The organism is Ruegeria sp. E8, from assembly GCF_056533985.1.
This window is the reverse complement of record NZ_JBQFOY010000007.1, coordinates 120,346-134,749: the sequence shown is the minus strand read 5'-3', so window position 1 is coordinate 134,749 and position 14,404 is coordinate 120,346. Positions and strand designations below refer to the sequence as shown.

At 61.1% G+C, this 14,404-nt stretch carries 10 protein-coding genes; 6 read left to right on the top strand and 4 right to left on the bottom strand.

The window, feature by feature from the left end; genetic code table 11:
* Positions 1-24: 24 nt before the first annotated feature.
* The gene (gene polA, locus ACR0LF_RS11820; protein WP_480579695.1) at positions 25-2,826 is read left to right on the top strand and encodes a DNA polymerase I; all 2,802 of its coding nucleotides are present in this window, start codon (positions 25-27) and stop codon (positions 2,824-2,826) included.
* 41 nt (positions 2,827-2,867) lie between these two features.
* Here the strand turns inward: polA and ACR0LF_RS11815 are convergent, their stop codons facing one another.
* Positions 2,868-3,098 carry a DUF2798 domain-containing protein gene (locus ACR0LF_RS11815; protein WP_480579697.1) on the bottom strand — a complete coding sequence of 77 codons (231 nt, stop codon included), beginning with the start codon at positions 3,096-3,098 and terminating at the stop codon, positions 2,868-2,870.
* Between the two features lie 62 nt (positions 3,099-3,160).
* Complete coding sequence (locus ACR0LF_RS11810) at positions 3,161-3,916, bottom strand: hydroxypyruvate isomerase family protein (RefSeq protein WP_480579699.1); 756 nt, start codon at positions 3,914-3,916, stop codon at positions 3,161-3,163.
* A 177-nt stretch (positions 3,917-4,093) separates the two neighbouring features.
* Here ACR0LF_RS11810 and ACR0LF_RS11805 point away from each other — a divergent pair, with 177 nt between their 5' ends.
* Positions 4,094-5,038, top strand: a complete 945-nt coding sequence (locus ACR0LF_RS11805; protein ID WP_480627504.1) for a DMT family transporter — start codon at positions 4,094-4,096, stop codon at positions 5,036-5,038.
* On the opposite strand, the gene ACR0LF_RS11800 is transcribed toward ACR0LF_RS11805, so the two are convergent.
* On the bottom strand, positions 5,035-5,613 hold the full coding sequence (locus ACR0LF_RS11800) for a DUF1285 domain-containing protein (protein WP_480579703.1): 579 nt from the start codon (positions 5,611-5,613) through the stop codon (positions 5,035-5,037). The genes ACR0LF_RS11805 and ACR0LF_RS11800 overlap by 4 nt on opposite strands.
* Before the next feature lie 64 nt (positions 5,614-5,677).
* Here ACR0LF_RS11800 and ACR0LF_RS11795 point away from each other — a divergent pair, with 64 nt between their 5' ends.
* From ACR0LF_RS11795 to ACR0LF_RS11780, 4 genes are read left to right on the top strand one after another with little or no spacing between them, the layout of a single operon-like run.
* On the top strand, positions 5,678-6,685 hold the full coding sequence (locus ACR0LF_RS11795; RefSeq protein ID WP_480579705.1) for an AAA family ATPase: 1,008 nt from the start codon (positions 5,678-5,680) through the stop codon (positions 6,683-6,685).
* On the top strand, positions 6,682-7,557 hold the full coding sequence (locus tag ACR0LF_RS11790; RefSeq protein ID WP_480579707.1) for a DUF58 domain-containing protein: 876 nt from the start codon (positions 6,682-6,684) through the stop codon (positions 7,555-7,557). Before ACR0LF_RS11795 ends, ACR0LF_RS11790 begins: the two co-directional genes overlap by 4 nt.
* On the top strand, positions 7,554-10,316 hold the full coding sequence (locus ACR0LF_RS11785; protein ID WP_480579709.1) for a DUF4159 domain-containing protein: 2,763 nt from the start codon (positions 7,554-7,556) through the stop codon (positions 10,314-10,316). Before ACR0LF_RS11790 ends, ACR0LF_RS11785 begins: the two co-directional genes overlap by 4 nt.
* Complete coding sequence (locus ACR0LF_RS11780; RefSeq protein WP_480579711.1) at positions 10,313-12,355, top strand: hypothetical protein; 2,043 nt, start codon at positions 10,313-10,315, stop codon at positions 12,353-12,355. Before ACR0LF_RS11785 ends, ACR0LF_RS11780 begins: the two co-directional genes overlap by 4 nt.
* Here ACR0LF_RS11780 and pbpC read toward each other — a convergent pair.
* On the bottom strand, positions 12,352-14,388 hold the full coding sequence (gene pbpC, locus ACR0LF_RS11775) for a penicillin-binding protein 1C (protein WP_480579712.1): 2,037 nt from the start codon (positions 14,386-14,388) through the stop codon (positions 12,352-12,354). The genes ACR0LF_RS11780 and pbpC overlap by 4 nt on opposite strands.
* Between the last annotated feature and the right edge of the window lie 16 nt (positions 14,389-14,404).

Below are 14,404 nucleotides of genomic sequence, written 5' to 3'. Positions count from 1 at the left end.
GAACAGACCGGGAAAGGGCGCGCAATGACCACGAATTTCGGAAAAGGGTGTCACCTGCATCTGATCGACGGATCGGCCTTTATTTTTCGGGCTTATCACGCGCTGCCTCCGTTGACGCGGAAATCCGATGGTCTGCCGATTGGCGCGGTTTCGGGCTTTTGCAACATGCTGCAGAAATATGTCGAAGGGAATGCCGGGCCGGATGCACCGACCCATGTGGCGGTGATCTTCGACAAGGGCTCGCACACGTTCCGCAACGATCTTTATGACCTGTACAAAGCCAACCGCGAGGCGATGCCCGAGGATCTGCGCCCGCAAATGCCGTTGACGCGCGAAGCGACAAAGGCGTTCAACATCGCCTGTAAAGAGCTGGAAGGGTACGAGGCGGATGACATCATCGCCACGCTGGCCGTTCAGGCGCGAGAGGCTGGCGGTCGTGTGACCATTGTCAGCTCCGATAAAGACCTGATGCAGTTGGTCGGCGGCGGCGTGGAAATGCTGGATGCGATGAAGAACAAGCGCATCGACCGGGATGGGGTGTTCGAGAAGTTCGGTGTTGGCCCCGAGCGTGTGGTCGATGTGCAGGCGCTGGCCGGGGATTCGGTCGACAACGTGCCGGGGGCTCCGGGGATCGGCGTCAAGACGGCGGCGCTGTTGATCAACGAATATGGTGATCTGGAGGCGTTGCTTGATCGAGCCGAAGAGATCAAACAGCCCAAGCGCCGCCAGACCCTGATCGAGAAACGCGACCAGATCGAGTTGTCGAAGAAGCTGGTGCAGCTTGACGAGAATACACCACTGGATTTCTCCCTCGACGATCTTGAGGTGAAAGACCCTGATCCCGAAACCCTGCTGGGTTTTCTGGCGGATATGGAATTCCGCACCCTGACCAAGCGGATCGCGGATAAACTGGGGGCCGAAGCCCCGGTGATCGCTGACGCGCCTGCTCCGGTCGTTGAAGAGAAAGAGGCGGAAGCGATCCCGTTCAACGCGTCGAAGTACGAATGTGTCCGGGACGCGGGTGCGTTGCAGAAATGGATCGATCAGGCGTATGAGCGTGGCTGGGTCGCAGTGGACACCGAAACCACCGGCCTGAACGAGATGATCGCCGATCTGGTGGGCATTTCCCTGTGCGTCGAGCCGGGTGAAGCCTGCTATATCCCGCTGACTCACCGCGATGGCGCAAGCGACGATCTGTTTGGCTCGGACGCGCTGGCCGAAGGGCAGATGCCGCTGGAAGAGGCTCTAAACCTGATGAAGCCGATGTTCGAGGATCCGTCGATCCTGAAGATCGGGCAGAACATGAAATATGACGCCAAGATATTTGCGCGCTATGGCGTGAATGTTGCGCCGATCGACGACACCATGCTGATGTCTTACGCGATGCATGGGGGTGAGCATGGGCATGGTATGGATACGCTGTCCGAACGGTATCTGAGTCATACCCCGATCCCGATCAAACCGCTGCTGGGTTCGGGCAAGTCGGCGATCACCTTTGACAAGGTGGCCATTGACGAAGCCACGGCTTACGCCGCCGAAGACGCCGATATCACCCTGCGTCTGTGGAAACTGTTCAAGCCGCAACTGCATCAGGTGCAGGTGACGTCTGTCTATGAAACGCTGGAACGCCCGCTTGTGCCGGTTCTCAAAGAAATGGAGATGCATGGCATCAAGGTCGACCGCGATGTACTGAGCCGGATGTCCAACGCCTTCGCACAGAAAATGGCCGGGTTAGAGGCTGAAATCCACGAATTGGCCGGTGAAAACTTCAACGTTGGTTCCCCTGCGCAGCTTGGAGAAATCCTGTTCGACAAGATGGGGCTGGAAGGCGGCAAGAAGGGTAAGACCGGGAAGTATTCGACCGGGGCCGATATTTTGGAAGACCTTGCGACAGAGCATGAACTGCCCCGCCGGGTGTTGGACTGGCGGCAGCTGTCCAAGCTGAAATCGACCTATACGGACGCGTTGCAGACCCATATCAACCCCGATACGGGCCGGGTGCACACGTCTTATTCGATCACCGGAGCCAATACGGGGCGTCTGGCCTCAACCGATCCGAACCTGCAGAACATTCCGGTGCGCACCGAAGAGGGGCGGCGCATTCGCGAGGCCTTCATCGCCGAGCCGGGCAATGTGATGGTCAGCCTCGACTACAGCCAGATCGAGTTGCGGATTCTGGCGCATATTGCCGATATCCCCGCCTTGAAACAGGCGTTCGCCGATGGGCTGGACATTCACGCCATGACCGCGTCCGAGATGTTTGATGTACCGCTGGACGAAATGACGCCGGATATCCGCCGTCAGGCCAAGGCGATCAACTTTGGTGTGATCTATGGCATCTCGGGCTTTGGTCTGGCGCGCAACCTGCGCATTCCGCGCGCCGAGGCACAGGGGTTCATTGACCGCTATTTCGAACGTTTCCCGGGTATCAGAGCCTATATGGACGACACCGTCGCCTTCGCGAAAGAGCATGGTTACGTCCAAACTCTGTTCGGGCGAAAAATCCACACACCCGAGATCAATGCAAAGGGGCCTCATGCCGGCTTCTCACGCCGGGCGGCGATCAATGCTCCTATTCAGGGTACGGCGGCGGATGTGATCCGGCGCGCGATGGTTCGGATGCCGGATGCGATCAACGGGTTGCCTGCCAAGATGCTGTTGCAGGTCCATGACGAGTTGCTGTTCGAAGTGGCCGAGGAGGCGGTGGATAAGGTGGTCGACGTGGCGCGCGACGTGATGGAGGGGGCTTCGGACCCTGCGGTGAAGCTGGATGTGAAGCTGAGCGTCGATGCCGGGCAGGGCGCCAACTGGGCCGAGGCGCACTAAATCGCTGCTCATCAGGCCCGGCGGGCCCTCTTCGCAGCGGGTCAGTCCTGTGGACTGACCAGGCGATTGACCAGACGTTGCACGGACGGGCCCAGCACCAGGATAACCGTGAAGGCGATGGGCCAGCAAAAGGCCCAGGACGCCATCCAGTCGCCCGCCGTGCCGGGGCCGAAGCCAATCGCCTTGACCGTTGCGATACCGGTTACGATGCAGGACATCAGGCCGGACATGATCAGGCTGAACAAGGCACGGGCGTAACGGGCAGGGATCATGGTGGGCATCCTGATTATCGCGATACCCCTCATGTGCTGTATTTTCCTTTGAAATGCCAGAGCTAGAGCCGCATCCAGCCCAGACTGTCGGTGGTTCGGGGCGTTGACGGGGTATATTCGGCGCTGACCCAGCCGGAATAGCCTGTGGTGTCCATCGTCGCGAACAGACGCGAGAAATCGGTTGGCCCGCGCCCCGGCTCGGACCGGTCGGGCGCGGCACCGATCTGGGCGTGCACGACCTTGGGGTGAAACTGTTCCCAGACCTCCAGCGCGTCGCCGTGGATCATGTGGGCGTGGAAACTGTCGTATTGCAGGCCGACGTTCGGGCGGTTCACAAGGTCCAGAACCTCAGTGGCCAATTCATAATCGTTGAGGAAATAGCCAGGCTGAGAAACCGGGTTGAGCGGTTCGATGGTGAAGTTCTGCTGCGGCGCGAAATCCGCGGCCCATTGCAGGTTGTGCACGAAACTGCTCCGCGCGTCCGACCCCGAGGTATAGCCCGACATGATATGGATCAGCTTGGGACGCAGAACCTCGGCATAACGCAGGACACGGCGGATGTCGGACTGAAACCGGGCTTCTCCTCCGGGGATGGCGGCATAGCCGGGTTCGCCTCCGGTGTAGTTGGGCGGGGGCGCGTTGATCAGTACCAGATCCAGCCCGCTGGCCAGCAAGGCGCGGCGCGTTTCTTTCGCGGCGATTTCATAGGGGAACAGAATCTCGACCGCTTCGAAACCGGCATTCGCCGCTGCCTGAAACCTGTCGAGGTAGGGGAGTTCGGTGAACAGAAGCGAGATATTCGCGGCAAATTTCGGCATGGGGGTCTCTGAACCAATTGCTGGCCGGACCTTAGCCGCAGGGTGAATTCGGCGAAAGGGACTGAAAACGACAGATTGTCGAAAATCGACCAGATCGCGCAACTTGAATCAGAGACCTTCGGATCAACGCGGCGAATCATTTCAGTTCCCGCCGTGCCAACAGAAGGTCTGAACACGATGGCATTGAGTCCTGATCCCGCACGCGGGCACGCATTTTCTGTGCCTGCCGGGCAGAGTTCCGCCCTGTCGGGCAACGGTTTAGCGGTCGCGTCCATGATGGTCTGGGCAGCGGGATTTCCTGCAGCCGAGGTGCTGTTGCAGACATGGCCGCCTGTCGCATTGCTGACTGCGCGGCTGGCATTGGCGGTAATGGTCATGGTTCCGATATGGCTGCTGATCGACGGGCCGCGACGGGTGCTATCGGCCCGCTGGGGGCACGCGATGCTGGTTGGCGGGTTGGGCCTGGGAACGGGAATGTTCCTGCTGATTGTAGCGCAAAAGCTGACCGATCCGGTGACAGTGGCGATCATCGCCTCTTGTGCCCCCATAACGGCGACCTTGCTGGAGCTTGCCGCTGGTACCCGCCAGTTGCGATGGAACTTCGCGCTGGGTGTGCTGGTGTCGATCATCGGCGGGCTGATCGCCACCAGTGCTGCCGCCCCGGCGCAGTTGGGGCTGGGCGCGCTTTGCGCCGTTGTGTCGACGGCCTTGTTCTGCTGGGCCAGCATGGCCACCGCCCGGGATTTTCCCGAACTCAGCCACACGGGACGAACCACCATCACATTTATCGGCGGGCTGGGCATGGCCACCCTGTTAATACTCGGATCAACGCAGATGGGTATGGATGTCATGCCCGCGACCGCGTTCGATCTGCAGCAGGCCGGGATGCTGGCGATCTACGCCCTGTTTTCGATGGGTCTGAGCCAGGTTCTGTTCATTGCCTCAATCAGCCGGATTGGCGTCGCCTTGTCGTCTTTCCACATCAATATCGCGCCGTTTTACGTGATGCTGATCATGCTGATGCTGGGCGAAGACTGGAGCTGGACCCGCGCGCTGGGCGCGGGGATCGTCGCAATGGCGGTTGTTCTGGCACAGGACCGGAGGCTCGCCCAGCCGGCCTAATCCGGCAGGTCGTCCGACCGGATCAGCGGAAAGAACTGTCCGCCGGACCAGACGCCGAACCATCCGTCCTTGTGCACAGCGATGTCGACAAGGCGGTAAAAGCTCTTACGATCGATGCGCGCCTCAAGGTTTGCACGAACCAGTATGTAGGGCGACGGTTCTTCTGTTTCGGGGGCGATGACAATCCGGATCGGGTGGTCCGGCCCGGCAATCGCGGTGTCGCCGACATGGGTTGAAAAGGTCAGGGCCTGCACCTCGCCCTCGCCTGCCGCATCGAAATCGACGGCCACGAAGGGCGCGTCGTCGACGATGATTCCCACCTTCTCAACCGGGGTCACCAGGTAATATTTGCCTTCTTCTTTCTTAAGAATTGAAGAAAATAGCTTCACAAGCTCGAACCGGTTGATGGGTGACCCTAAGTAACTCCATGTGCCATCTTTTGCGATCCGGATGTCCAGATCGCCGCAAAACGGAGGATTCCACAGGTGAACAGGGGGCAAGCCCCTGGTTTTGGCTGCTTTGACTGATGCAGCCAGGCCATCGGGCGAAGGTGTCACAGGTTTTTGTCCGCTCATTGCTTTTGCCATTTTCTATTCGCGCGATACACTTCAATCATATCAGTCCACGGAAGGGAAAGTCATGACCGAACCCGCCGACCTCGTAGCCGAGATCGAAGCGCTGGAAAACAAGCTGCAAGAGGCGAAATCCTCGATCACCCGCCGCTTTATCGGACAGGAACGGGTCGTGGACCTGACCCTGACCGCGCTGTTGTGTGGCGGTCACGCTTTGCTGATCGGTCTGCCCGGCCTGGGCAAGACCCGGCTGGTCGAGACGCTTTCGACCGTGATGGGCCTGCACGGCAACCGCATTCAGTTCACGCCCGACCTGATGCCCGCCGATATTCTCGGCTCCGAGGTTTTGGACACCGCCGAAGATGGCAGCCGCCATTTCCGCTTTATCCCAGGGCCGATTTTCTGCGAGCTGCTGATGGCGGACGAGATCAACCGTGCCAGCCCGCGCACCCAGTCGGCGCTGTTGCAGGCGATGCAGGAACGCACCGTGACCGTGGCGGGCGAAGACCGTGCGCTGGATGAGCCGTTTCACGTTCTGGCGACCCAAAACCCGATTGAACAGGAAGGCACCTATCCGCTGCCCGAGGCGCAGCTGGACCGTTTTCTTGTGCAGATCGACGTGGACTATCCGGACCGCCAGACCGAACGCGACATTCTGCTGGCGACGACAGGTGTCGAAGAAGAAGCCGCGCATCAGATTTTCACCAAAGAGGAATTGCTGGCTGCGCAGGTTCTGTTGCGCCGGATGCCGGTGGGCGAGTCAGTGGTCGAGTTGATCCTCGATCTGGTCCGTGCCTTCCGCCCGGAAGAGGCGGGCGTGTCCGAGCGGGTTGCCGAAACCGTTGCCTGGGGTCCCGGTCCACGCGCGGCGCAGGCGCTGATGATGACCGTACGGGCGCGGGCGATGTTGCAGGGGCGTCTGGCGCCCAATGCCGAGGATGTGCTGGACATGGCGCGCCCGGTGCTCAGCCACCGGATGGCGCTGAACTTTGCAGCGCGGGCACGGGGTGACAGCCTTGCAGAACTGATCGAAACCACTGCTACCGGGATGGTCCGTACCGAGGCCGCGGCGTGAATGCGGCACTGACCCTTCGCGAAAGATCCGAGGCCGAGGCGTCCCGGCTGCCGCCCCTCTTGGCGCGTGCTGAGCATCTGGCCGGGACTGTGTTATTGGGCGATCATGGACGCAGGCGGTCCGGGATGGGCGATGATTTCTGGCAATACCGTCCTGCGCAAATCGGTGACAGCCGCCGGATGATTGACCATCGCCGGTCGGCGCGGGGGGATCAGCAATTCGTGCGCGAACGCGAATGGCAGATCGCGCAATCTGTGATTCTCTGGGTCGATCAGGGGGCGTCGATGCGATTTGCGTCAGACAAATCCCTGCCCACAAAAGCAGATCGCGCCCGGCTTCTGGGGTTGGCTGCGTCGATCCTGCTGGTGCGCGGCGGTGAGCGCGTGGGCCTGACCGGAACAACCCTGCCGCCCCGGCGCGGCAACGCGCAGATCATCCGGCTGGCGCAAGCCTGGTCCGAAGATGATCAAGCGGATTATGCCCCGCCCGAACACCGCGCCATGATCCCTCATGCCCGGGCTGTGTTCATCTCGGATTTCCTCGGCCCAATGGACGAAGTTGAACTTGCCCTGACCAAAGCCGCTGACCGTGGCGTGCGTGGTGTGGTTCTGCAGGTTCTGGATCCGGGCGAAGAGACATTTCCTTATCGCGGGCGCACCATTTTCGAAAGCGTCGGAGGGTCCGTCCGGCATGAAACGCTCAAAGCCGCCGAGCTGCGGGATCGCTATCTGGAACGTCTGGCGCGGCGCAAGGATGCCCTGACTCAGCTTTGCCGTGCGACCGGCTGGCAACTGGGCCTGCATCATACGAGTGACAGCGCACAAGCGGCTCTATTGTGGCTCTATCGGGCTTTGGACGGGGGCACGCGATGACGGTTCTGGCGGGCATCGGCTTTACCGCGCCATGGGTTTTGCTGGGTCTTCTGACCCTGCCGATCCTGTGGTTGATCTTGCGCGCGGTGCCGCCCGCACCGATCCGCCGGATGTTCCCGGCGGTCACGCTTCTGTTGGGATTGAAGGACGACGAAAGCGTCTCGGACCGCACACCGTGGTGGCTGTTGCTGCTGCGAATGCTGGCAGCTGCGGCGATTATCATCGGGCTGGCTGGTCCGGTTCTGAACCCGTCACGTGATGAGACCGGAACCGGCCCGCTTCTGTTGGTTCTGGATGCCAGTTGGGCCGGTGCCACGCGCTGGTCGGGCACGCTCGATCAGATTGACACTCAACTGTCCGAGGCCGGGCGCGCGGGCCGAACCGTTGCCATTCTGCGCCTGACCGATCCGGAAACGCCTGTTTTTCAGGCCGCAGAAGCGTGGCGGGGGCGTTTACCGGGGTTAAGCCCGAACCCCTGGCAGCCGACCGAAGATCAAATCTCACAAACCATCGCGGCGCTGGATGCGGTTGACGGGGGCTTTGACACGCATTGGTTTAGCGACCGGTTGGATTATGCAGACCACGCAGATTTGGTGTCTAACTTGCAGGCGCGCGGCGATGTGACGGTCTATCAGGCGGCGTCTCGGCCCGTTGCGATCCTGCCTGCGGCCTATCAGGACGGGCTGATCCAACTGACCGTGCAACGTGCAGGCCCCGGACCGGAAGAGCGCGTGACAGTTTTGGCGCAGGGGCGCGACCCGGCAGGGACAGCACGGGTGCTGCATTCGGTAGAACTGACCCTCGAAGCCGGGGAAACCACGGGGCAGGTTGATCTGGCGCTGCCGTCGGAATTGCGGGCGCGTATCACGCGGTTCGAAATTCAGGGCCAAAGGTCCGCCGGGGCCGTGACCCTGACCGATGACAGCCTACGCCGGCGCGAGGTTGCGCTGATTGCCGGAACCCTCAACCGTGAAGGGCTGGAGCTGTTGTCGCCCTTGCATTACCTGACGCAGGTTCTGATCCCGACGGCAGATTTTGTGGACGGTGGTCTGCTTGAGGTTCTGCCTGCCAATCCGGATGTGATCGTCCTGTCGGATGTGGCGCAGATGTCGGGCACGGAAGAGAATGCCCTGGTCGAATGGGTCGAACAGGGCGGGCTGCTGCTGCGGTTTGCCGGTCCGCGCATGGCGGCGAGCGATCTGGGGCGAGATACCGAAGACACCCTGTTGCCCGCGCGGCTGCGCAGTGGCGGGCGATCTGTTGGAGGTGCGATGAGCTGGGGCGAGGCTAAGACGCTGGCCCCGTTCCCCGAGAACTCACCGTTCTACGGTTTGGACATCCCGGACGATGTGGTTGTGTCGACACAAGTCATGGCCCAACCAGACCCTAACCTTGCGGATCGAGTGATTGCCTCGCTGTCTGACGGCACACCGTTGGTGACGCGAAAGGCGCTGGGATTGGGGCAGGTGGTACTGTTCCACGTGACTGCGGATGCGGAATGGTCCAGCCTGCCGCTGTCGGGTTTGTTCGTTGAGATGCTGGATCGCCTCGCGGTGGCCTCTGCCGCGAAATCCCGGCAGGAAGCACAGTTGCAGGGCACCACTTGGGAACCTGTGCAGATCATGGACGGATTCGGTACCCTGTCGGATGCTGGCACTTTGGCTGGTGTAGACGGGGTGCAGTTGATTTCGGGCCAGATCGGGCCAGAGCTGCGCCCGGGTCTTTATGAAAGCGGCAAGCAGAAGCTGGCGCTGAATGTTGTGCCCGAGGATACCGAACTGCGTCCGGTGGTCTGGCCCGCCGATGTGCCGATCAAAGGGCAGGAGGTTAGCACCGAAACCCCGCTGGGTGGTTTGCTCCTCAGCCTCGCTTTGATCTTGCTTACGATCGACGTTGTCGCGTCTTTGGCTTTGTCAGGCAGGTTGGGTCTGGCACGCACTGCGGCTGCCGCTCTGGCGGCTTTTCTGTCGGTGCCCGAGGTTCAGGCGCAGACACCTGAAGATACCGAGTTCGCCTTGGCGGCAACACAGGAACTTGTACTGGCGCATGTGCTAACCGGCGATGCGCAGGTGGACGATATTGCGCAGGCCGGGTTGCGGGGACTGGCACAAACCCTGTTCTATCGCACTTCTGTTGAACCGGCCGAACCCATCGGAGTTGATGTGGAGCGCGATGAGCTGGCGTTCTTCCCGCTGCTCTACTGGCCCATTGCACCAAACCAGCCGCAACCGTCGGCTGAGGCTTATGTCAAGCTGAATGCCTATTTGCGCTCGGGCGGGATGATCTTATTTGACACGCGCGACGCAGATATCGCCGGATTCGGTGCCTCCAGCCCGAATGGTCGCAAGCTGCAACAACTGGCCGCACCGCTGAACATTCCCGCATTAGAGCCGATTCCGCGTGATCACGTCCTGACCAGAACTTTCTATCTGCTGCAGGATTTCCCAGGGCGTTATTCAGGCACCGAGGTTTGGGTTGAGGCCGCTCCGTTGGATGCAGAACAGATCGAGGGGATGCCTTTCCGCAACCTCAATGACAATGTGACACCTGTGGTCATTGGTGGAAATGACTGGGCCGGGGCCTGGGCCGTGGATCGCAACGGGCAGGCCTTGCTGCCTGTCGGGCGCGGTTATGCCGGGGAACGGCAACGCGAGTTGGCCAATCGTTTTGGCGTAAATCTGGTGATGCATGTGCTGACAGGGAACTACAAATCCGATCAGGTCCACGTGCCCGCCCTTCTGGACAGGTTGGGACAATGACCGGAACCGTTATATTCGACCCGCTGATCCCATGGCCCCTTCTGGCCGCCGTGGGCGTAATTGCAGTGGTCGGAATCGCGCTGGCCTTATGGCGCGGCCTGTCGGGCTGGGCCCTGCGGGGATTGGCGGCCCTGGTGATCATCACGGCATTGTCTGGCCCGGTCTATCAGATCGAAGACCGTGCGCCACTGACAGATATCGTTCTGATGATCGAGGATGAAAGCGCCAGCCAGACGCTCTCGGACCGTGCCGAGCAAACCGCCCAAGCGGCTGAGGATCTGGCTGCCGAGATTGAAGCGCGTGATAATACCGAACTGCGTCGCATCCGGGTTGGCGACGGTGACGGGGATGAGGGCACGCAGGTCATGGCGGCCCTGAATGAGGCGCTGGCCGAAGAACCCCGCGCGCGGATCGCCGGTATCCTGGTGGTATCGGACGGGCTTGTGCACGATGTTGATCAGGTCCCGGATCTGCCCGCACCGATGCATCTGCTGCAAACCGGGCGCGAAAGCGACTGGGACCGCAGGCTTATCGTTCGAAACGCGCCTGCCTTTGCAATTATTGGTGAGCCTGTCACCCTGACCCTGCGTGTCGAAGACAGCGGTGCGGCCCCTGCGGGCGCAGCGACGGCACCGCTGGAGATTTCTGTGGATGGTGGCGAGCCCCAACAGCTGAGTATTCCAATTGGTCGGGATGTTGAGCTGCCCATCACTCTGCCTCATGGCGGGCGCAACGTGATCCAGTTTTCTGTGCCTCAGGCCGAGGGCGAGTTGACCGATCGGAACAACACGGCCCTGATCCAGATGAACGGCGTTCGGGATCGCCTGCGCGTGTTGCTGGTATCGGGTGAACCGCATCCGGGCGGGCGCACGTGGCGCAATCTGTTGAAATCCGACAGCTCGGTCGATCTGGTGCATTTCACGATCCTGCGTCCGCCCGAGAAACAGGATGGTGTTCCCGTCGATGAACTGTCGCTGATCGCTTTCCCGACGCGAGAACTGTTTCTGGAAAAGATCAATGATTTCGATCTGATCATCTTCGACCGCTATAAGCGGCGCGGCATTCTGCCTGCGATCTATCTGGATAACGTTACCAATTATATCAATGACGGCGGTGCGGTTCTGATAGCGGCGGGTCCTGATTTCGCCAGTGCTGACAGCATCTTCCGATCTCCGCTGGCGCCGATTCTGCCGGCGCAGCCCTCGGCACGGGTGTTCGAAGAGCGATACGTGCCGATGGTCAGCGATTTGGGAGAGCGGCACCCCGTCACAACCAACCTTGGCGATTCCGAGGATTGGGGGGCTTGGTTGCGTCAGATCGACGTGAATCACCGCTCGGGCGAGGTTCTGATGACGGGTATCGATGACCGGCCTCTGTTGGTTCTGGATCGCGTTGGCGAGGGGCGCGTTGCGATGCTGGCCTCGGACCATGCCTGGTTGTGGAGCCGCGGCTTTGAAGGTGGTGGCCCACAGTTGGAGCTGCTGCGGAGGCTGGCCCATTGGATGATGAAAGAACCCGAACTTGAGGAAGAGGCGCTGTGGGCCGAGGCCAACGGACAATCCATGCGCATCATTCGTCAGACGCTGGAAGATGACGTCGGGCCGGTGACGGTGACGCGTCCGAATGGCGAGACATTGGAGATCACCTTGGAAGAGGTCTCTCCGGGTCGGTTCGAAGCGCAATATTACGGGCCGGAGATCGGTCTTTACCGTTTGCAGGAAGGCGACCACATGGCCGTGATTGGCCTTGGCCCCGCCGCACCGAAGGAGTTTGAACGCACCATCGCAACCGGCGATGTTCTTGAACCGGTTCTGGCAGGTATGCGGGGTGGTGTAATCCGCTTGGAGGACGGTTTACCGTCGATCCGCAACGTGCGCACCGGGCGTCCGGCAGCAGGCCGGGGCTGGATCGGTCTGACGCCGCGAAATGCCTATGAGACACGAGACGTTACGCAAGCGGGTCTGCTTCCGCCTTGGCTGGTTTTGATGTTGGCCGGTGGGTTCCTTCTGGGCGGTTGGCTGCGCGAGGGGCGACGTTAGTCGATCCGGATGGATGCGTGGTCGGATTGACCTTGCGCATCCACAACTACAAGCGAAGTGAAACCCGTCCCGGGATTGGGGATTTCGAACTCTCGGTGTCGCTGTCCGGTCAGTACGGGTACACCATCCGCCAGCACTGAAAACGGCCCGACACCCCCGCGCAGTTTGACTGTCAGAGGTGCCCCAAACGTCTCTAACACGGAATTATCGGGCGGAAACAGCAAGTCTGGTGCGGACGGGTCATTGTCGAATACAGCCGTGCGGGGGCGGAAACGCTGCAAGGGTTGGGGCAATTGAGCGGCACCCACCAGAAGGGTCGACGGCGGCGGTGGACGCAAGGGTGCAAGTTCCGGTTTTAGAAGGCTGAAGGCTTCGGCCAGAAGCGGCGCTGCGAGGTCGCCCCCGAACGCGCCGGGTACGGGCGTTCCGTCTGCGCGGCCCAGCCAAACCCCGATGACATGCTGCCCGTCAAAGCCGATGGCCCATGCATCGCGGTGGCCATAAGATGTGCCGGTTTTGTAAGCAAGCGCCCCGGTTGCGCCACCTGAAGGCGGTGAAAGCCCGGCCAGAATGTCCGCTACCTGCCAGGCAGACGTCTCTGACAGAACACGCTGGGTCTGCCGTGTATCCGCCAAGGTGTCATGATGCAGGGTCGGGCCTTGCCCACCGGCGGCCAAAGTGGCGTAGATCTGTACCAGATCGCGCAGGCTCAGGCCTACACCGCCCAATGAGATCGCCAATCCGGGCGTACCACCGTTGAGGCGCGGTTCCGATCCGGCGGCCCGCATTGCCGTCATAACGCGGGCAGGCCCCAGTGCATTAGTCAGACGAACAACGGGGATGTTCAGCGACAATTGCAGAGCGTCCCGAATCCTTACATCACCACGAAAAGCGCCATCGAAATTGCGTGGGGCGTAACGACCGAACATCACCGGGCTGTCGCTGATCAGGGTCTCGGGGTGCGCCAGCCCTTGATCGAAGGCCAGCCCATAGATCAGAGGTTTCAGCGTCGATCCAGGCGACCGCAAGGCCTGAGTCATATCCACAAAACCCTGCCGTGCATCTTGATACCCAGCGGATCCGACCGAGGCCAGTATCTCACCGTTGCGATGATCGGCCACGATCAGCGCCCCGGATACACGTGGCCCGACACGAGCGGCGGATTGGGCCACTAAGCCCTCTAACCGGGCTTGCAGCCCTGTGTCCAAAGTCAGATCAACCGCACGGGTAGCCGAGGTTTGACGTATCACACGATCCGTCAAATGCGCGGCAAGGCGTGGGAAGGGTCTCATTCGGGCAGGAATGCTTTCCGTCATGGCCGCGCGGGATTCTGCCGCAGTCAGGACGCCATACCGCTCTAGCCTGTGCAGAACCCGGTCACGGGCTTCTCGGGCCGCCTCTGGTCTACGATCTGGACGCCGGGCTTCGGGAGATTGCGGCAATGCGACCAACAGGGCCGCTTGTGAGGCGGTCAGCCGGTTTGCGTCTTTTCCGAACCATGCACGTGTTCCGGCACGGATCCCTTCCAGATTGCCTCCGTAAGGCGCGTGGGTCAGGTAAAGGGTCAGGATTTGCTGTTTGCTCAGCTGCCGTTCCAACGCCAATGCGACCCTAACCTGGCGAATTTTACCGCTCCAGCGCCCGGTTGAGCCATCTTCTATCAGCCGAGCAACCTGCATGGTCAGGGTGGACCCACCAGACACGGTACGCCCGTTCCACAGGCTTTGTCCAACGGCTCGCAGCATCGCAATCGGGTCCACTCCGGTGTGCGTCCAGAACCGTTTGTCCTCGTACCGGATCAGCATGGCGGTAAAATCTGGATCGACCGCGCCGGGCTGCATCCTCCAGATGCCATCCTCGACCGGAAACGCACGCAGGAGGTCTCCGTTCCGGTCTCGCATCTCAACCGATGTTTCGGCCAGAACCGGTGGGAGCACAGTGGCGTCAACCCAACGGACAACGCCATCCCGCGCCAGCGCCGTCAGGTAGAGGGCACCCGCCAGCGCAAACAGCAGTCGAGACGGCCTAGACATGGCCACCACCTACACA